The sequence below is a fragment of the Streptomyces sp. HUAS ZL42 genome, from assembly GCF_040782645.1.
GTDB lineage: Bacteria > Actinomycetota > Actinomycetes > Streptomycetales > Streptomycetaceae > Streptomyces.
On sequence record NZ_CP160403.1, the window covers coordinates 9,740,776 to 9,758,824 of the forward strand.

Annotated in this window: 18 protein-coding genes and 3 pseudogenes; 9 read left to right on the forward strand and 12 right to left on the reverse strand. The window is 68.1% G+C overall.

The features are described 5' to 3' along the window. Nucleotides 1-25: 25 nt before the first annotated feature. Nucleotides 26-214 (forward strand): annotated as a pseudogene (locus ABZO29_RS44660) (tetratricopeptide repeat protein); the annotation flags it as partial. A gap of 154 nt (nt 215-368) precedes the next feature. On the opposite strand, the gene ABZO29_RS44665 reads toward ABZO29_RS44660, so the two are convergent. Continuing rightward, complete coding sequence (locus ABZO29_RS44665) at nt 369-503, reverse strand: hypothetical protein (RefSeq protein WP_367326446.1); 135 nt, start codon at nt 501-503, stop codon at nt 369-371. Between the two features lie 637 nt (nt 504-1,140). Between ABZO29_RS44665 and ABZO29_RS44670 the strand changes: the two genes are divergently transcribed. Next, complete coding sequence (locus tag ABZO29_RS44670; protein ID WP_367325913.1) at nt 1,141-1,641, forward strand: hypothetical protein; 501 nt, start codon at nt 1,141-1,143, stop codon at nt 1,639-1,641. An 82-nt stretch (nt 1,642-1,723) separates the two neighbouring features. After that, complete coding sequence (locus tag ABZO29_RS44675; protein ID WP_367325914.1) at nt 1,724-2,860, forward strand: YecA family protein; 1,137 nt, start codon at nt 1,724-1,726, stop codon at nt 2,858-2,860. A 54-nt stretch (nt 2,861-2,914) separates the two neighbouring features. On the opposite strand, the gene ABZO29_RS44680 is transcribed toward ABZO29_RS44675, so the two are convergent. The 8 genes and pseudogenes from ABZO29_RS44680 to ABZO29_RS44715 all read right to left on the reverse strand — a co-directional run bounded on the left by ABZO29_RS44680 (nt 2,915) and on the right by ABZO29_RS44715 (nt 11,449). Continuing rightward, nucleotides 2,915-5,260, reverse strand: a complete 2,346-nt coding sequence (locus ABZO29_RS44680; protein WP_367326410.1) for a class I SAM-dependent DNA methyltransferase — start codon at nt 5,258-5,260, stop codon at nt 2,915-2,917. After that, a complete protein-coding gene (locus ABZO29_RS44685) occupies nt 5,163-6,482 on the reverse strand; it encodes an ISL3 family transposase (protein WP_367320809.1) in 1,320 nt (439 codons plus the stop codon). Before ABZO29_RS44685 ends, ABZO29_RS44680 begins: the two co-directional genes overlap by 98 nt. Before the next feature lie 141 nt (nt 6,483-6,623). Next, nucleotides 6,624-7,262: a hypothetical protein gene (locus ABZO29_RS44690; protein WP_367320808.1), complete on the reverse strand. Its 639-nt coding sequence runs from the start codon at nt 7,260-7,262 to the stop codon at nt 6,624-6,626. A gap of 735 nt (nt 7,263-7,997) precedes the next feature. Then, nucleotides 7,998-8,231: a hypothetical protein gene (locus tag ABZO29_RS44695; RefSeq protein ID WP_367325915.1), complete on the reverse strand. Its 234-nt coding sequence runs from the start codon at nt 8,229-8,231 to the stop codon at nt 7,998-8,000. Between the two features lie 7 nt (nt 8,232-8,238). Beyond that, nucleotides 8,239-8,395, reverse strand: a pseudogene (locus ABZO29_RS44700) (transposase); the annotation flags it as partial. A gap of 561 nt (nt 8,396-8,956) precedes the next feature. Then, the gene (locus tag ABZO29_RS44705; RefSeq protein WP_367325916.1) at nt 8,957-9,505 is read right to left on the reverse strand and encodes a TetR/AcrR family transcriptional regulator; all 549 of its coding nucleotides are present in this window, start codon (nt 9,503-9,505) and stop codon (nt 8,957-8,959) included. Nucleotides 9,506-9,530: 25 nt separating this feature from the next. Further along, nucleotides 9,531-10,004 carry a nuclear transport factor 2 family protein gene (locus ABZO29_RS44710; protein WP_367325917.1) on the reverse strand — a complete coding sequence of 158 codons (474 nt, stop codon included), beginning with the start codon at nt 10,002-10,004 and terminating at the stop codon, nt 9,531-9,533. A 599-nt stretch (nt 10,005-10,603) separates the two neighbouring features. Next, nucleotides 10,604-11,449 carry an SDR family oxidoreductase gene (locus ABZO29_RS44715; RefSeq protein ID WP_367325918.1) on the reverse strand — a complete coding sequence of 282 codons (846 nt, stop codon included), beginning with the start codon at nt 11,447-11,449 and terminating at the stop codon, nt 10,604-10,606. 149 nt (nt 11,450-11,598) lie between these two features. Between ABZO29_RS44715 and ABZO29_RS44720 the strand changes: the two are divergent. Together ABZO29_RS44720 and ABZO29_RS44725 are read left to right on the forward strand one after the other, a co-directional pair. Beyond that, nucleotides 11,599-11,990 (forward strand): annotated as a pseudogene (locus ABZO29_RS44720) (winged helix-turn-helix transcriptional regulator). A gap of 108 nt (nt 11,991-12,098) precedes the next feature. Next, nucleotides 12,099-12,455, forward strand: a complete 357-nt coding sequence (locus ABZO29_RS44725; RefSeq protein WP_367325919.1) for a hypothetical protein — start codon at nt 12,099-12,101, stop codon at nt 12,453-12,455. On the opposite strand, the gene ABZO29_RS44730 is transcribed toward ABZO29_RS44725, so the two are convergent. Beyond that, nucleotides 12,406-12,813 carry a hypothetical protein gene (locus ABZO29_RS44730; RefSeq protein ID WP_367325920.1) on the reverse strand — a complete coding sequence of 136 codons (408 nt, stop codon included), beginning with the start codon at nt 12,811-12,813 and terminating at the stop codon, nt 12,406-12,408. The two genes, ABZO29_RS44725 and ABZO29_RS44730, sit on opposite strands and share 50 nt — an antisense overlap. 283 nt (nt 12,814-13,096) lie before the next feature. Here ABZO29_RS44730 and ABZO29_RS44735 point away from each other — a divergent pair, with 283 nt between their 5' ends. The 3 genes from ABZO29_RS44735 (at nt 13,097) to ABZO29_RS44745 (ending at nt 16,036) form a co-directional block, all read left to right on the forward strand. Then, on the forward strand, nt 13,097-14,248 hold the full coding sequence (locus ABZO29_RS44735; RefSeq protein ID WP_367325921.1) for a sensor histidine kinase: 1,152 nt from the start codon (nt 13,097-13,099) through the stop codon (nt 14,246-14,248). Further along, the gene (locus ABZO29_RS44740; RefSeq protein WP_367325922.1) at nt 14,245-14,901 is read left to right on the forward strand and encodes a response regulator; all 657 of its coding nucleotides are present in this window, start codon (nt 14,245-14,247) and stop codon (nt 14,899-14,901) included. Before ABZO29_RS44735 ends, ABZO29_RS44740 begins: the two co-directional genes overlap by 4 nt. Nucleotides 14,902-15,358: 457 nt before the next feature. Further along, a complete protein-coding gene (locus ABZO29_RS44745; protein WP_367325923.1) occupies nt 15,359-16,036 on the forward strand; it encodes a recombinase family protein in 678 nt (225 codons plus the stop codon). A gap of 218 nt (nt 16,037-16,254) precedes the next feature. Here the strand turns inward: ABZO29_RS44745 and ABZO29_RS44750 are convergent, their stop codons facing one another. Further along, a complete protein-coding gene (locus ABZO29_RS44750) occupies nt 16,255-16,641 on the reverse strand; it encodes a hypothetical protein (protein ID WP_367325924.1) in 387 nt (128 codons plus the stop codon). A 181-nt stretch (nt 16,642-16,822) separates the two neighbouring features. Next, nucleotides 16,823-17,578, reverse strand: a complete 756-nt coding sequence (locus ABZO29_RS44755) for a BTAD domain-containing putative transcriptional regulator (protein WP_367325925.1) — start codon at nt 17,576-17,578, stop codon at nt 16,823-16,825. Between the two features lie 298 nt (nt 17,579-17,876). Here ABZO29_RS44755 and ABZO29_RS44760 point away from each other — a divergent pair, with 298 nt between their 5' ends. Next, nucleotides 17,877-18,026, forward strand: coding sequence for a hypothetical protein (locus ABZO29_RS44760; RefSeq protein ID WP_367325926.1), 150 nt, complete (start codon nt 17,877-17,879; stop codon nt 18,024-18,026). Nucleotides 18,027-18,049: the final 23 nt, after the last annotated feature.

Below are 18,049 nucleotides of genomic sequence, written 5' to 3' on the forward strand. Positions count from 1 at the left end.
GGCTGCGACGGCGGTACGGCAACAGGTGCACGGCCACCTGGTTCGCGCACGGCTGTGCCGGGCCCGGGGCCGGTACGACGAGGCGGAGCGCGAGCTGCGGGCGGCCCTCCGCCTCGCCAGGAGCGCGTGCGGCCCCGACTCGGTCGAGGTGGCCGATGCGGCGTCGGCCCTGGGCATCCTCCTCGAATCGCTGGGCAGACCCGCCGATGCCGAAGGGATTTTGCGCCTTGCGGTACGCATCTACGAACACACCTACGGCCCCGACGACCCCCACCTGGCCCCGCCGTTCGGCGCTCTCGGAGCCGTCTGCCAGCTGCGCGGCGATCTGACCGGGGCCCAGCGGCTCTATGTGCGGGTCATCGGACTGCTCACGGGATGCGCACCGCACGGAAGCGACTCGCAGTGCACAGGTCCGCCTCGATGGTCGCGGCGGTCTCCCGCAGAGCGGGCAGCAGCGCGGCCGGGCTCTCCTCCAGGAGAGCGTCGCCGAAGGGCCCGGCCACATTGAGGGCGGCGATCGTGCGGCGTCAGCGTCCTTGAGGGGCCGGGGTGCCCTGGCCAGCAGGCCGAACACCGCCCCGGTCCGGCATGCGCCGCAGTTGACCGTATGCGCGGCAGATCCGCAGCGGCCGCTTCGGCGGACCGGGGCGCGAGCACGACCCGCACCGCGCCCAGATCGGCGACCTCGCCGAGATCCGGCTCGACATCCAGCGCGCCCCCAAGTGGGCACTGAGGGCGCGCCGTCTGCAGCGCATGGGCGCCGAGCGGCGCTCAGAACGCGGGAGGCCCAAACACCATGCGCAGGACACAGCCCTCGATTGAGCGGTAGAAGATTGCCATGTCAATGCCACGACCGATGCCGACCCGGGGTGACGTTGCCCGGGACCTCTGGCGGCTGCTTGAACCGATCCACGCTGTCGTCTACTTTGCCCCGGAGCCGTTGGAAGAGTTCAGGGCGGCGGGCTACCGCGGTTTCTGGATGGGCTACTTCGCCGGACGGGCCGCTCCCTTGGGCAGAGTCGGCGCTGATGTCGTGCACGCACTGTTCTACAACTTCGCCTACGAGCGCGTGAGTCGCGCCGTGTCGGCGGCAGCTTTGCTCCGCCGGCCCAGGCCCTGGAAACCCGTGTACGAGGATCAGTGCGTGCGCTCCGCCGGGCACTCGGCCCCGCAGCCGACTGCGCAGATACGGCACGGGCGGCAGAGCTTGCCACGCGTGCCGCTCAATCGGCGCCGCTCGAAGGCCGAGCTCTGTTCGCCGCCAATCGCTCTGTGCCGGTGCCTCAGGAGCCTCTTGCCCAACTGTGGCATGCCGCGACGCTTCTTCGTGAGCACCGCGGCGACGGTCATGTCGCGGCTCTGGTTGCCGCCGGCATCGCCGGCCGCGAGGCGCACGTCTTCCACGCGACCGCGAGTGGGATCCCTCGCGATGTCTACACGCCGGCACGCGACTTCGACGAGGCGGAGTGGACGTCGAGACGCGACGCCTTGAAAGAGAGAGGGCTCCTCGAGGACGACCGGCTGTCGCGAACTGGACAACAGCTCAAGGCTCATATCGAGGAACGAACCGACCAACAGCGTGAGTGCCCCGTCCGGTTGGCGGAGCGGAACGAACGGCTTGCCATGCTCGGCATCCGGTGATTGACCAACGGTCCTGCCTCTGGAGTGCACCAGTAGTCTGGGCGCGTGACGCCCACCAATGGAGCGGGCTGTGGGGGGATGTGTGAGCTTTGAGGAACAAGTCGTTCGGGCCCTGGGCAGGGAACGGGCCGACCGTGTTCAGGCGGCAGCCCGGCAGTTGATGACGCTGGCCGACGACGATGCCCAAAGCACGCAGGCCGTGGTTCACATCAATGTGCCGCTGCACGCACACAACGCCAACGACGCGACAACCGAGCTCGCCAACCTGCTCAACGCGGCCGCACCGGAGGAGACCTGGACGTTCGTCACCGTCTCCCATCCCGACGGCACGTGGTCGGGCAAGGCGAGCCCGTTCATACAGGACACCACCGCGCTCGGCTCACGGGACTGGATTGCCCACTTCGCCCTGTCCGACCTGCACATGAGAATGGCGGCCTGGCGGCTGACCCAGCTGTGGCGCGCCGCCGAGCTGGCCGAGCAGACCGTGGAAGCCCTGGGCCGCTGGCGGCTGCTCGTCGCGGCCGCATGCTCCCGCTCCCTGCTGGAGGGCGCGGCCGCCCTCACCCACGAAACAACCCTCCTCCACGAGGCATGGGACACGTTCAAGAAGGCCGGCCCGCCCACCACCGACTCCCTCACCCGATTCAGCGCCGACCTCAACAACCGCCTGGCAAAACTCCAGTACGCCTCACGCGTCGGACAAAGCGCCGGCCGGCCTCCCGTGCTCCAGAGCACCAACGTGATGACCTACATCAACAAACTGGCCAAGAACACCACCACCGTCGACGTGCTCGACCTGTACGAATGGCTGTGCGACGCAGTCCACCCCAGCTTCGGCTCCGCCACCACTCACACCGTGCTGCGGGCCTCGGACCGGCCCAAAACCCATGCCATCGAGCACTACGCACGCCGCCCCCTGAAGCCGCTCGCCGCCTCCGGCTACGCCATGCAGCCGACCGTCGCCCACGCCGCCGCCGACGCTCTCGTCCTGGCCGCCGATGTGGTCCACATCAGTCTTTCGCTCGTGAAGTGGACCATGGACGACATCGGCCTGACGGCAGAGATCCACGGCCTCAACCGTCTCTCCTACGCCGGCGGCAGCGACCAGCCACCCCAGCGCAGTGACGCATGCCCGTGCGGCAGCGGCCGCAAGTACAAGCGATGCGTGCACCGGTGGGGGCAACCAAGCACTCCACTCCCACCGGCCGCTGAGCCCTGAGAAGTCAGGCCGTAGCGCTGGCGCTCCTGGTCCGTGGAGGAACTGGCCGTAGGTTCACGGGGTGCCCCACTCGCGACACGTGGGACAGTCGCTCAGGAGGCAGAACGGCGAGAGGGGGAGGGGTTCGTCGTTTGGGGGGATGAGGTAGAGCCGGTCGTCTGCCAGAGGGTGTGCCGTGTCGAAGGAGACCGTTGCGAAGTCGGGGTGGTCACCCATCAGGGCCAGGCCTGAGACGCGGAACTTCCCGGCGTCAGGCATCCATTGGAGCCGCTCCGTGTGAACCCATCGGGTGTGGGCGAGGAACGCGCACCCCGACAGGCCGCTGAGCATCAGCGGTTCGATGCGCCCAAGGCTCTTCTCCAGCTCGGCCCGTGTCCGAGGGCCTGCGCCGTGCCGGATCTTGTTGCGGAGCACGACCAGTTGGTCGAGATCGGCGACCAGGCCTTTCCCGCCCTTCTTACGGGTTGTTGCCTCGACGAGGCCGGCGGCGGGGTCACCGTGCTGGCGTGCGTCTTCGGCCACTGCCTTGACTACCCCCACCCAGTGGCCGAGGGAGACACCGCCCCGCTCAACGGACTGGCTCCACTGGGCGATGGCCGGCAGATCCTGACGGCCGCGGTCGGTAGCCAGGGCAAGAGCCATGATGCCCAGGGACAGGATCAAGGACTCGGCGCACTGGATGGCCGCCTCGTGCTTTTCCGCCAGGGACAGGGAGTGCCGGAACTTGCGGACCGCGCGCGCTACGGCGTAGGGGTACGAATCCTGGAACAGCTTGTAGGGCTCGTTGTGCCGGCGCAGGTTCTGCGCGGTCAAGGAGCTGATCGCGGCGGCGTCATCCAGCCGCCCACGCCGGGCCGAACCCGTTCCGCTTTCGAAAATCTGCATCCGTCTCCGGTGGAGGTCGTCCTGGATGCGTGCGGCTTCCCGTTCTCCTTCGTCGAGCATGGCGAGGGAGGCGCGGATTTCCGACAGATTGCCGTCACACCTGGGGATCCAGATGTCGGCCATCTCGCGGGCCTTGATGCGCGGGATGACTCCGTACTTCGGCAGCTGCTGCTCAGCCAAAGCGCTGGACAGGTAGGCGATCACGTACTCGTGGGGCAAAAGCTCCTCGGTGAGCCGGATGACGATTAGGCCCTGGCCGGGCTGCACGCCGTCGTATTGGCTCGGCACACATGTCCAGTGGCGGGTACCGGCGAGATCCCGTCCTATGATGTCGCCCTGCCGCAACCGGCGGCGGGGCTCGCGCTGGTCCGCACGCAGGGGCAGGTCCGCCACATCCGGCAGCGTGCTGGTCAGCAGGGTGGGCGTCAACACCCGCCGTCGCCCCGCCGTGTCCGTCGCATCCGGTTCCTCGTCCAGCTCGGATCTGCGCACGGACCCGGGAAAGATTTCGGCGAAGTCCCCCAGACGGATGCCTTCCTGAGCGGCCCGCTGCATCTCATGGATCTGACGGAATCGCCCCAGCGACAAGTTGTAGTCCTCTGCGGCGATCTCCGCGCTGGTCACGCAGAAGCTCTGCTCGGACCGGGCACGCCGACGCTCACTGCTGTGCCGCAGCCGCCAACTCCGCATGAGATCCGGGAGGTTGTTACGCGTGTGATCGACGGCATCCAGAACACTGTCGGGAGCCACCCCGAGCTTGTCCTGCGACAGCAGCGGCTCACGCCGGTCGTCCAGGCTCCAGCCGTCTGCCGTGAGATCGTAGAACCACACGCTGTCGGCCTGTCCGGCGTCCTCGGTGAAGAACAGGATCGCCGTCGAGACCCCCGCATACGGCTTGAAGGTGCCGCCGGGCAGCTGCATCACAGCCTCCAGCCCATGCACGTCCACCAGCAGGCGCCGAAGTTCGGTGTGTGCAGAAGTCGAGCTGAACAGCAGCCCGGCGGGGACAATCACGGCCGCGCGTCCCTTCGGCTGCAACAGCCCCAGAATCATGGCGAGATGAAGAAGCTCGGCCTTCTTCGTACGCACCATTGCGAGCAACTCCGGTGCGACGGCCTCGTAGTCGACGCTGCCCGCGAACGGGGGATGGGCCAGGACAACTGAGTAGCGCTCACGCTCCGCCCCGACGCCCTCAGCCAGATTGTCCCGGTAGCGCAGATCAGCACCCTCGAAGCCCTGAAGAGCCAGCCGCATGCTGCTCAACCGCAACATGGTCGTGTCGAAGTCAAACCCGTGGATCCTGCCGCTCACCACCGCCGCGCTCTGCTGCGTGGTGTCCGGGCGGGACCGGTGGACAAACTGAGCCGCGGCAGCCAGGAGACCACCCGTGCCACAGGTTGGATCGCATACCGGGTCTTCAAAGTTGAGCGGTGCGGAGGTGTCCGCGGGCTCGGCGGGTGGTGACGCAGCGTGTGCGTAGGCGTTGGTTGGCCGGGTTGCGGAAGCCGTGGGCAGCTCTGGCGACGAGCTTGATCACGCGGTTGATGCCCTCGCTCTTGGCGTTGCTGTGGCCGGTGGCGATGAACGTTTCTATCTCGGGCCACCAGCGGTCGACCGTGACGGCGAGCTGGCGGACCTCGGGGATGTCGGAGTCCGCGCACCAGGTCAGGAACTTCCAGCGCAGGTGTCCGATGCGGTGTCTGTCGGCGTCGGTGCGGGAGGTGGCGAGCAGGTCCCGCAGCCGCTCCTTCGCGATCCAGGCGGTCAGGAGCGTCATGCCGATCGCGCCTGCGTCGATGAGCCCGTTCCACATGTGGGTGAACTGCTGGTCGGTCAGGTCCTCGCGGTTGCGCAGGAGCCGGCGCCTGGCCCTCCACTCGGGATCTGCGGCCCGTCCGCGTCGGCCGCGCAGGCTGGCGGTGGTGCGGCGGCGGACCGTGTTCAGCATCTTGTTGGCGAGCTGGACCACATGGAAGTGGTCGACGACCACCGTGGCGTGCGGCAGTGCGGTACGGATCGCGGCACGGTAGCCGGTGGACATGTCGATGGCGACGAAGCGGATCTGTTTGCGCCACTCCAGTGGGGTGGTAGACAGCCAGGCCAGCACGTCGCTGGGGGCGCGGCCCTCTACCTGTCCGAGCAGGCCCTGGACTCCGAAGGCGTCGACGAAGCCGGTGTGCCACTGGTTCGCGACCGGCTCCCAGCGCCCGGAGTCCGGGTTCTGCTGCCATTGGGTGCGCCCTCGCCGGGTCTCGTCGATGCCCAGCACCTCGATTGGTTCCAGCGCGGCCGCCGTCACCGCCTGCCCGGCGGTACGGAAGGCGTTCATCACGGTGGGCCAGGACAGATGCAGGTCACGGGCCGCCTGAATGACAGTGGACCCGGCGTCGCATACCCGCCGACCCGCCGCGTTCCGTAACCGCTGGGTGATCCGTGCTCCGGCCGGGACCTGGCGGACCTGCTCGGTGAAAGAGCGCCTCGGGCACTGCGGTTCGCGGCAGTACCAGCGCCGCTTGCGCCACACCAGTTCCAGGCCCCGCTCGCCGTGGGGCAGGTCCCGCGGCCGCGATATCGCCGATCCCTTGACCCGCGAGGAGAGCACTCCACATGCGGGGCAGGCCCGCGCGCCCTCCTCGGCCGTGACCAGGTGCACCCGCCGGGCGCCTTCTGCCAGCCGTTCGACCCTGACGACGGCCAGGCCGTCGAGGTCAAGCAGCAACGTCGTATCGTTGTCCAAGCCCGTGGTCCCATGATGATCAAGCTGCGTAGAGAACAGTAATGATCACCCGTGGGCACGGGCGCTCTGCATCCAGGGCAGCACCCAGTCGAGACTCGCCGACGTGACAGCGGCGCGGTTCCGGGCAGCCTTGGCGACCGGTCACAGCTGCCCGGAGTCCGGCCAGTTGGACCAGTGGGTATTGGGTGAAAGGCTCGGTCGGTAGCGGCTGATGTCACCGGAAGCAAGGACTTCCGCGATCTGCTGGTAGGTCTCACTCGCGCTGGGAGGCGCTTCAACGAGATCCTCCGGCTGGTGCCATTCCTCCAGCTGCAGCACTTTCGGCAGGTCGGCGGGGATTCGCGACCACAGTTCGGCCTCGTCCGCGAGGAGCAGGTCCCGGTGCTCCGGCACGAGTGCGCGGAACACATCTTCGAGCGGCTCGCCGGGCTCCATGTCCACGACGAGCGGCCAGCCCCTGACGACTACGGGAGCGTCGCCCGCGTACTCCTCCTCGTCGTCGATCTCCTCCATGTTTTCGACGCGGTCGAGGAACCCCTCGTTCGCAAAGCCCGGCCCACCAGCCGTCAGGCAATTTCCGAAGACATGGAGCACGTCAACGAGGTTTCCCATGCGCGGGTTGTAGCCGACGGTCTCGACGATCAGGGCCCAGCGTTCCGGGTCGCGGAAGAGGTGCATCCGTGCGTCCACGGCAGAGAAGTAACCATGGCCGAGGTCGGGGAACGTGAACTCGTCCGCGCATTTGTCCAGTTGAGCAAGGATGTTTTCCACTTCGATCATGTGGCGGACACTACCGGGGGCGACTGACAATGGCCCCTTGGACAGGAGCGAGTACGTGCAGGATTGCGGGGTTCTACTGATGTCGCTGTCGACCTGAACCGGGAAGCGTTGTCTTGGGCCCTCCGCTCCCCCGATGAACTGACACCGCAGGCCGGGCGGGTGGCACAGGCGAGGAATCGTGCACGGATCGGACGACCGGCGCCAACGCAAGGGCTGTCACTTGCTGGCCTTCCGTTCGGAAAGCGTCCATCACCACAGGCCAGGACAGGTGCAGGTCGCGGGCGGCCTGCACGACTGTGGAGCCCACAGCGCGCACCCAGTGGGCGATCCACCAGCCCGCGGGGACCTGGCGGACCTGCTCGGCGAACGGTTTTTGGGCCACCGCGGCTCGGCGCAATCATGCACCCGGGGCGCGCTGCATCCAGGACAGCACCCAGTCCAGATCGCCGACAGCATCGGATGATCAGGCTGCTGAGCACGCCACACCGTTCAAGTTCGAAGACCCCGCATACCTCGTCGTCAGCTCCGGGCTCAGCCATCGCTGCCATCAGAGCCGTCAGATGAGGAGGGGTACCGAAGGCACCATAGGGACCGCGGCGACCCGGGCGAGTAGTTGCTCATACAGAGCGCCCGCGTTGGCATCCCCAACCGAGAGCGCCTCCTCGAGCAGGACCACAACCCTGGCGAGGAGACTGGGAGTCGGGATCGTGAAACGAGCATTTTGACGAGCTGCGATTAGCCCACCCCGGCGAAAGTGTGGCGACGCAGCCAGGGAAACACCTCGTCGGTCATCGACGTATACATGCGTTGAGGCGTCAGGCGGATCAGATGGGACCAGCGCAGATGCTGCTCGTCCTGAGCGAAGACAGGCTGCCTCTGCGGTGGTTCCAGCCGAACAGTCTCCCGCTCCCAGTGTTCCTGGACGCCGTCCAGTTCACGGAGATAGAGGAGGTGGGATATCTGCTCCACGATCGATCCCCGTGTGGAGCACGAACAGGATGCCCTGGAAACACCAGCCGGTCCGGATGCCGCTTGCGTCCTGGATGCCTGGTCCGACGCTCGACCTTGGGCAACAGCGGCTCGATCACCACCCACAACTCGTCGTCGACTTCCCACGGCTTCGGCCGAGCCACCGCGCACCCCCGGATCAACAGTCCCGGAGTGATCCAACCACCTCGAAGATCATTTCGTTAGGAGTTCTAAACCAGCGCGGCATGCCGCGCTCTTCGAGACCGCCATGAAGCCGCTCTTCGAAGCCCTCCCTCCCCCCACGGAGCAAGCACCGGCTACCTGAGACAGATGGCTACGCTCAAGTCCCGGCAATCGCCCCAGTCCCATTGAGTGGTGTGCATCGTGAAGTTGCTGGTCACGGGCCTGGTGTGAGGGCCGGGAGAGCGGCGTGCGCTGGTCGTCGGCCCGTGTCCACGGCGAAGATTGTCTGACGTGTTGTTCGGGGCGTCCTTATGTTGTGCTGCGCGGCAGGGGGGAGGGGTGTGGGGATGCGCGAGCTGGAGCGGATCACGTGGCTGGCCGGTGTGAACTGGAGGGGCTGGCTGTGGAGTTGGGCGGGCGGCTGCGGGTGGTCCAGGCCGAGCGGGGGAGGGGCTCGTGATCGGCGAGCGGGTCCTGAGCCGGCTGGCTGTGCCGGTCTGCGAGGAAGGCTCGGGCCGTCGTCGCGGAACTGCCGGTGTGGGTCATCGAGCGGTGAGGACGTGCGCCCATGGCTCATCGATGTCGGCCAGACCCAGCACGGCGACCACGTTGTCGAGCATGCCGGCGCCGAACCAGCGCCGTACGGCGTCGTCGTCGCCGAGCAGCTGGCGGACGGTGTCGACCTGCTTGGCGTAGCACCGGCGCACGGCCTGTGCCACCAGCGGCTCGCCGACGGCACAGTTCGCGTGCATGAGGAAACGCAGGATGTTGCGGTCCGCGACGAGCGCGGCGTAGGCGCCGCGTGCGGCATCCAACGCCGCCTCGGGCGCCTGCCCGGCCGCACCCGAGGCCGGCGAGTGCGCGACCAGCGTGTCGGTCATGACGACCGACACGTGGTCGACCGCCGCTGCGAACAGTGCTTCCTTGTTCGGGTACAGGCGGTAGAGGTACGGCTGAGAGACGCCGACCCACGCTGCGATCTCGTGCGTCGTCGTACCGTAGAAACCTTTTTGCGCGAAGCAGTCGACCGCGGCGGCCATGATGGCCCGGCGTCGTTCGTCGCTCTTCGTGCTGGTACCGGCGGCAGGCATGGGCGTCAGTCAAACACGGCTCCCCTCAGCGCCCAAACGTCACGCTGAGGTCGGAGTCGGACGGCACGTCGTCGGGCGTGAGCGCCTCGATCGCCACCAGCGGGTTCCAGTAGTCCAGGTAGTGGGTGATGCGCGCGTCGTCATCGGTGCGGACGACGGAGATGCACGTCTGCTCGTACGCCTTGCCGGTCGGCAGCGCCGTGCCCTTGGAGCGGAATTCGGCGATCACCAGACTCGGATCGACCGTGTCGTGGAAGACCAGGTCGACGAACTCGACGTCGAAGGTCTCGGGAAAGTTGCTCATGTGCGCGACCAGCGCGTCGCGCCCCGTTACCCGCTGGGGCACGCCGGCCGGCGCGTACGGGAACTCAAGCACCGCGTCCGGGGCGAACAGCTCCACCCATTCCTCGACGCGGCCGGCGGCGGTGAGGCGCAGGTGCTCGGTCAGGGCGTGCCGGGCAGCGGCGCGGCGGGCGGCGGCGTCTTCCTTGGCTGTCATCTTCACTCCTACGTTAGTGGTCGACCTATAACCTACCACGCCGCGAGCCGTTGCGGGTAGACGAGCAGAGATCGCGCCAGGGGATCCCGGTCCGGTTCACGTACAGGACGGCGTCAGGGAAACGCCCCTGCGGTGGCGGGCGGCGCCACGGTACTGTCGGCGCCGGTCACGCTTCGGCGAGGATCGTCGGTCACCGGGAGACTTCGCGGTTCGTCAGCACCAGAAGGGCCCTGACCAGGGCGGTCGCCCCTTTGGGGATCGGTGCGGAGCCTGCCGGGCACGCGCCAGTTCCTGACGTGGGCGAATCCGTGCTCGACCGGGGCCCGGACGGCCGCCGTGCTCGACCGGGGGCGGACGGCCGCCAGTGCCTTCGAAGGGCGCTGGAGTGGTGAACCTTCGTGCAGACGCGGTCCGCGGGGTGTCGGGGGTGGGCGCGTCGGGGGGAGGTGACGACGAGCGGCGTTGGCCGCCACTGCCGGGGTGGCGGCCCAGATGGTCGTATGGGCCGCTACCTGCCTCGAGCTGGTGCGGGTTGTGGCGCGGTTCGTCTCCGCGAGAACCAGGGCCTTCAGCGCCGCCGGGCTGAAAAAATCACGCGCCTATCGGAAGGCGGCGGTGTGGCGCTGGGCCCAGTCGGCAAAGGTGCGGGGCGCGCGGTGAAGGACGTGCTCGATGTCGGGGCTGATGCGCTGTTCGGCGGGGGTGGGCTCGCCGAGGATGGTCAGCGTGGTCTCGACGACGGGCTCGGGCATGAACTGCAGCATCTGCGCGCGGGCCTCGTCGCGGGTCTGTTCGAGGAAGCGGACGGGTTCGCCGAGTGCGTCGGCGATCGCCTCGGCCCGCTGGCGGGGTGTGGTGAGTGCGGGCCCGGTCAGCTCGTAGATCTGTCCGGCGTGGCCGTCGGCCAGGAGGGTGGCGGCGGCGACCTCGGCGATGTCGTCCGGGTCGATGGTCGGCAGGCCGATGTCGGCGAACGGCGCGGCGATGGTCCTTCGGGTGCGGACCGACTCGGCCCAGGCATAGGCGTTGGAGTGGAAGCCTGCGGGCCGCAGGATCGTCCAGGCCATGCCCGATTGCTGGACGGCTTTTTCGATGGAGCCCGCCGTGGCCCCGTGAGAGGCCGATCGGGGTCGGGTCGCGACTGCTTGGGAGGACAACAGCACGACGCGCCCGACGCCGCCGGCCTTGGCGGCGTCGAGGATGTCCTGGGGGCTGAGCAGGTGCGCGCTGGGGCCCCCGTTGTGCAGGAACAGCGCGTCGGCTGTGTCGAATACGGGCCGTAGGCTCTCAGGATCGGCCAGGTCCGCCCGCGTGTACTCGACGCGCTCCGGCACATCCGCCGCCGAGATCCCCCGGGATGTCGCGCGCACGCGCGCACCGGTTGCCGCGAGGGCCTGCACGAGCGGTCGGCCGACGTTGCCGGTTGCCCCCGTCACCACGAACACAAACAACTCCCGTGTCGTTCGGCATGGTTGTCGCCACCCGGGCGGGTGGGACCGTCCGCGGAGAGCTGCTCTCCGCTCGACACGCTGACGCTAACACCGTCGATATAGTAGGTACCTAGAGGAAAGTGACTATCCCGAAGGGGGTGTGCGTGGCCGGTGACACTGACGGGGTGGCAGGCGCTGCGACCGATCCGGAACTCGCCTGTCCGACCAGTTCGGTCGTGGACATCGTGTTCAGCCGGTGGACCACGCCGATCCTGTGGACTCTGCACACCTACGGCCGGCAGCGGTTCGTCGAGCTGGAACGACGGATCGGCACGATCACACCGAAGGTCCTGACCCAGCGGCTGCGGCAGCTGGAACGCGACGGCATGGTCGTGCGTACGTACCACCCGCAGGTCCCCCTCGGGTCGAGTACGAGATCAGCGAGCTGGGCCGCAGCCTGGCCCCACTCTTCGCGCACCTTGCCCGATGGGCTGCCGCCAACCTGGACAAGGTCGAGCAGGCCCGGCACGACTACGACACCGAGCCACCTCGATAGCGCGTCGGCAAGAGGGCTCGATCCGTGTCGGATCGCACTGACAGCCGAGCACCGTCACCGCCCTGCGCACCGGCCGCTTGAGGATCCCCGTCCGCACGTGACGGGCGGGTGCTGGACGCGCTCGCGCACGCGCAGCGCAACGAGGCCGCCCGCGGCGGGTACATCAGCGCGATCAGCGCGATCGGTGAGCGGGTCGACATCTCGTTTGCCACGCAGAACTGGCAGAAGGCCGTGGCCGACCGGACGCGGCCGGGGCAGTTCGTCCGCCGGCACTTCGAGGCGATGGTGTTCACCTGCCTCGCCGAGGAGCTGCGCACCGGCGACGTGGCCGTGGTCGGCTCGGAGGAGTGCGCCGACTGGTCGGATCAGCTGCTGCCGTGGGAGTTGGTGGAGGAGAAGCTGCCCGCCTATCTGGCTAGTACATGGTTGCGCGGGTGCACGCCGAGACTCCACCGGAGCTGTTGAGCCGGCAGCTATAGACCTTCACATCGCGCACGTCCGTGAAAGTCCAGCTGCGTGACACGGTGTCGTAGGCGCCGGTGGTCACCTTGATCGGATTGGCAGTCTTGAAGTCCCACGAGTTGCCGTCCCACTTGTAGTAGGTCAGGTGCAGAGCAGCGCCGTACCCATCCGGGCACAGATCGCGCTCCGATGCGTCGAACCCGCCAGCGTATGCCTGGTAGCCGCCCTTTACGCCGCCATGCGCGTAGTAGTTGTAGGTGCCCCACCCCTTCGTTGTCATCTCACACCCGCGGCTTGTGTCGGCAGGGCCGTTGGCATAGAAGCTGAGCGTGACGGCGCTGGCTGGCGTGGTGAATGCCATGACGGCCGCCGCAGTGGCACACGCCACCATGGCTATCTTTCCAGTCGCAAGGCGCGATGGGATTCGTGCAGGCATGGTTCCCCCTTGAGGAAAGAGGAGGGCTGTGGAGCCCCCTGGTGGATCCTTGTGATCCCAGAACGTACGGTCCGCCCGGTACGACCCGCGTCCCACGCGGGGTTGAACTCCCGCACAGACCAGCGCGGTAGCCGCTCGGTTCCTACAACTTCCGCGGTACCGCAGAAGTTTGACGCCCATCCACCGGAACCGGCCCTACGCTGCTGCGATGCGGATCCGCCCCCTCGCCGTCGACGCGCTGATCGCGGCGGCGCTGACCAGTGTGGCCCTGTTGCTGGGACCGGAGGCCGCGCGCCAGGGGCAAAACCCGCTCGACGTGACCGCCTACGCGCTGGTGGTCCTGGTCCATCTGCCGCTGGTGGTCCGCGGCCGGGCCCCGGTCGTGGTCTGCTGCCTCGTGCACGCGACCTGGCTGGTGTACATCACCACCGGCTACTGGGCCGTGGTGTGCAGCTTCGGCCCCATGCTCGCCGTCTACACCGTCGCCTCCCTGCGAGTGCTGCGCGTCTCTGTCCCCTGCGCCGCGCTGATGGGCGGGGTCTGGATCTATGCGGGTGCCGTGAGTCACACCGACTCGTGGCCGTCCGTCGTCGGGCAGGCCGTGGTCTATCCGGCGGTGCTCTGGCGGTTCGGCGTCGTCGCCCGCCGAACGACCGAGCTGACCCGGCAGCTGCGCCGGGAACAGGCCGAGCGGGCCGGACGCGAGGTGGCCGAGGAACGCGGCCGGATCGCCCGCGAACTGCACGACGTGGTCGCCCACCACATGTCCGTGATCTCCGTGCAGACCGGTCTCGCCCGGTTCGTCTTCGACACCGACCGGCAGACCGCGCGTACGGCGCTCGACACCATCGATGCCACCGGCAAGGAGGCTCTCGACGAGCTGCGCCGCATGCTCATGGTGCTGCGCGCTGCCGACGACGGTGCTCCGGTCGGCCCGATGCCGGGTCTGGCCCGCCTCGACGAGATGGCCGAACGCGTCCGCGGCGGCGGGGTCCCGGTCGCCCTGAGCGTGGAGGGCACCCCGCGCCCCGTGGCTCCCGGAGTGGAACTGTGTGCCTACCGGGTGGTGCAGGAGGCGCTCACCAACGTGCTGAAACACGCGCCCGGCGCGAGTGCGGAGGTACGGCTGAGGTATGAACCGCATCAGGTGACCGTTTCGGTCACGGACGATGGAGAGGGGGTGATTCCGGACAGAGTACGGAGCGACGGCGGGCATGGCTTGCTTGGCATGCGCGAGCGGGCCAAGCTCTACGGCGGGCAGATCAGCATCGGCCCGCAGGAGCAAGGGGGCTTCGCCGTGCGGCTGACCCTGCCGACCTCCGCGCGGGGCGCAGGGCGGGGGGACGACGCCACCACATGACCACCGTGCTCGTCGTAGACGACCAGTTCCTCATCCGGGCCGGACTGGTCGGGCTGCTGCACGCCGCACCCGGCATCGAAGTGGTCGGCGAGGCCAGCGATGGCGCGGACGCCGTGGCGCTCGCCGCCGAGACCGCCCCCGAGGTGATCCTGATGGACATCCGGATGCCCGGCATGAGCGGCATCGAGGCCACCGAACGCATCCTCGCCCAGGCTGCGCAGCCCCCGCCTCGGATCCTGGTGCTCACCACCTTCGACCTCGACGAGTACGTGTACGGGGCGCTGCGCGCCGGAGCCTCCGGGTTTCTGCTCAAGGACTCCGGCCCCGAACGGCTGCTCGCCGCGGTGACCGCGGTCGCCGGTGGTGACGCGCTCTTCGCGCCCAGCGTCACCCGCCGCCTGGTCGAGGCGTACGCCCGCCAGACCGCCAGCGAACAGCCCGCGGACCTGGATGCTTTGACCTCCCGCGAGCTCGAGGTGCTGAAACTGATCGCACGCGGCCTGTCCAACCCGGAGATCGCCGACCGCCTCTACATCAGCGAGGCCACCGTCAAGACCCACCTCAACCGCACGATGAACAAACTGGACCTGGACAGCAGGGCACAAGCGGTGGTGGTGGCGTACGAATCCGGTCTCGTGACCCCCGGCGGATAGCGGCCGGGTGCTCTGGCAGCCGAGAGGATCCCACGACAGAGGCGTGCCGTTAACGAGCGGCGATCCAACCGACATGTAGCTGAGCGTGATCCCTTGGGTATCTCCATGTGAGGCTGATCGCCATCGGGCTCCAATTTGCGTTTCATAGGCGGTCGCTCATGAAACACCCGCCCGCCCGGTGGTTCACCCTGCGGTGATCGTGTTTCATGAGTTGTTGCGAACTGCTGGACGCCTGAAACAGCCTCAGGAAACGCTCCGGGTTCGTGAGCGACGACTTCAAGCGCGTGGAATCGCACGACTGCCCGATGTCCACCTGTGCCGCCCCCTCGGGGTCCCCCTGCCGGACCGGCAAGGGCAAGGTGGCCATCCAGTACCACGCCGCACGCTTCCGCCTCGTACCCCAACTCGCGAAGGCGCTCAGCGTGCCGACCCCAACGCCGTACGCAGGCCGGGGTCGGTGTGGACCGAGCTGCCCCGGCCGGTGAGCGCCGGCGCCGAACCGGTCGGGCACGTCCGGCTCGGCTACGCACGGGCCTCAACCGCCCGGCAGTCCCTCGACGCACAGCTCGACTCCCTTGCCGAGGCCGGGGTCACCCGGGTCTTCTCGGAGAAGATCTCCACCCGTGCCACCCAGCGCCCCGAACTGGAGGCCGCCGTCAAGCTCGCCGGGGAGATCCGCTCCTCCGGCGTCGCCGTCACTCTCGTCGTCCACGAGCACCAACGACTCGGCCGCGGCATCGAACTCGCCATGCTCGCCGAGGAACTGAAGGCGAGCGACGTCGGCCTGGAGTTCCTCACCGGGGAACTGAAGGGATCGCACGACCCCTCCGGCATCGTGTTCACCGTGCTCGCGGCTATGTCCGGGATGGAGCGCGAGTACATCCGCGACCGCACCCTGGAAGGACACGAGTCCGCCCGCAAGCGCGGCAAGACCATCGGCGGCGCCAGCGTCGCAGACGAATCCGTGCTGTCCATGTCTCTGCACCTGCGGGAGCAGGAGATGAGCCTGCGCGACATGGCCAAGCGGCTCGTCATCACCACAGGCAAGAAGAAGGGCCAGCATCCGTCGCCGGCGACCGTAATGCGGATGCTGCGCGAGCACGACGAACAGGCTGCCGTGGTCTCAGCCCCGTAGAAGACCTGTCAGAGGTTTCAGATCATCCCGTTGCCCCTTTGACGCGTATCTCGGTCACACCCCTTTGGGGAGACTGATCTGAATATGGGCATGAAGAAGTCACGGTACCAGTGGAGCCAGCCCTGACCGTCAAGTGGGGCCACGACCCACTGTCAAAGCCACCTCGCTGTGGCCGCTGTCGGTCGACGGTCTTCTAGTCTTGGCCGCGGTCGGCCTGCTCAAACGGTCAGGTAAACAGTCCGGGCCTCGCGCCCGCCAGGCTCGGTGGGCGCCGACCGCCAACAACCCGCTGAGACCAGGGTCAGGCTCCCGCCACCTCGCGTTCGCGCCGCGTCGTACTTGTGTTCGCCGAGGTCGAGGGTGAAGTTGCCGTGCGGCTCGGTGGTGTAGAGAGTAACGGCACGGAGCTCTTCGCCCGCTGCGACGACCTGTGTGCGCGCCTTGCCGGAGACGTCACCGGCGCGCTTGCTGCCGATGCGGACCTCCGTGGTCAGGCCCTGTGCGCCGATGGCGAGGGAGATGTCCCACAGTCCCTCGGCGAGCGGCGCTCCGTCAGCGGCCGTGGTGAGGTCGGCGCATGTTTCGAAGCCGGCTTTGTCGTACACGTACCGTCCCTCGTCCTTGTCAGCGCCCAGGCCTGGGGTGGCGGTGTCGGTGAGGAGGAGGCGGTATTCGCCGACGCGCTCGCGGAGGACGCGACGCCGAAGCAGGCGGCTGGCGCACGGTCTACGCGCGCGAGGGTGTGGTGATCCTGCGTCCGGACGCTCTTGAGTCCCAACGCAGTCGTCACTCTCCTGTGCCCGTGCCGTCGGCGCAGTAGCAGAGCCGAGAGCGCGCAGTCGTTGTTGCGAGCAGCGCCTCAATCCGCTCGGAGGGCCGCAGGCCCAGTTCTCTGGCGAGCAGCTGACGGTAGGTTTCCAGTTGACGTAATGCCTCGCTGACGTTCCCCTCGCCGAGATGCGCGCTCACCAACACAGTCTGGGCGCTCTCGCGCAAGGGCTCGGCACGCACCGCGGCCAGCGCCGCCTGGATCGCCTGTGCATACCGGCCCTGTCGGATCAACGCGAGACCTATGGCTTCCAGTGCGTGGATACGTAACTGCCGCAGCCGCTCACGCTCAACGATCAGCCACTCGTCGTCCCATCCGGGGAGCAGGTCGTTGTCGAGTATGTCGATGGTGGGTGCACTCGGGCGCGTGTGAGAGCCGAGTTCGATCTGCGCTGCGCAACGGCGGGCGTATGCGATGTCCGTCCACACCTGCGGATCCAGAGCGACACTCCTGCGGAAGCTGCGAATGAGCGGTCCGCCGCTTCGAATCCGCCACAGGGCGTTCCGCAAAGAGGCCATCGCGTGGTCCTGCGGGCTGTCCGTCCACAATCGGCCGGCGAGTTCGGCTCGGGACTGTGCCGGTTTTACTGCGGCGAGGCATCCCAGAACCCGCTGGGCCTGGAACGGCAGTTGAACCGGTTTCCCGTCGACGAGGACCGCAAAGGTCCCCAGCACGTTGAGCAGTACCCGTGGTGGCTCGGCTGTCTCCTGCATGTGCCCGCCCCCTTCGGCCGCCCCCGATCGGCACGTACGACGCGGAGGGCCCCCGCGATCGCACCCCCGCCCGGACGGTCTCCCTGCATCCACGGCCGGGCGGGCCGACAAGCACTTCATCGTGGACCTGTCGTCGCAGGGCAGTCAACGTCTCCGGGGCAGACTGCGAACAATCCATTCACGCTGCAGAGACAGGAGTACGACGGAGCGTGGTCCATCCTCAGCCGTGGTCTCTTCGCCGCGGTGGACGGTGGTCGTGGTACGCGCCTGGACCGAGGACGGTCGGTTGCGTGTCCGGATGCTCCGTGACGGGAGCTACGGGCAGGCGCAGGTCGTGACCGGCTCGGCCGTGGCCGCTGCGTGCCAACTCCTCGACTGGTTGCAGCAGTTGGAGGTCGACGGCGAGGCGGCAGGGGCAGCTGGGGACGATGCGGCGGAACCCGACTGACAACTACGCGTTGCACGGGGCCT

Excerpts from the sequence above, each read along its gene's own strand:
- ABZO29_RS44735 (WP_367325921.1), top strand. The coding sequence starts at position 13,097 with ATGCGGATCCGCCCCCTCGCCGTCGACGCGCTGATCGCGGCGGCGCTG.
- ABZO29_RS44760 (WP_367325926.1), top strand. The coding sequence starts at position 17,877 with ATGCTCCGTGACGGGAGCTACGGGCAGGCGCAGGTCGTGACCGGCTCG.
- ABZO29_RS44755 (WP_367325925.1), bottom strand. The coding sequence starts at position 17,578 with ATGCAGGAGACAGCCGAGCCACCACGGGTACTGCTCAACGTGCTGGGG.
- ABZO29_RS44710 (WP_367325917.1), bottom strand. The coding sequence starts at position 10,004 with ATGACAGCCAAGGAAGACGCCGCCGCCCGCCGCGCCGCTGCCCGGCAC.
- ABZO29_RS44740 (WP_367325922.1), top strand. The coding sequence starts at position 14,245 with ATGACCACCGTGCTCGTCGTAGACGACCAGTTCCTCATCCGGGCCGGA.
- ABZO29_RS44705 (WP_367325916.1), bottom strand. The coding sequence starts at position 9,505 with ATGCCTGCCGCCGGTACCAGCACGAAGAGCGACGAACGACGCCGGGCC.
- ABZO29_RS44730 (WP_367325920.1), bottom strand. The coding sequence starts at position 12,813 with ATGGCATTCACCACGCCAGCCAGCGCCGTCACGCTCAGCTTCTATGCC.
- ABZO29_RS44690 (WP_367320808.1), bottom strand. The coding sequence starts at position 7,262 with ATGATCGAAGTGGAAAACATCCTTGCTCAACTGGACAAATGCGCGGAC.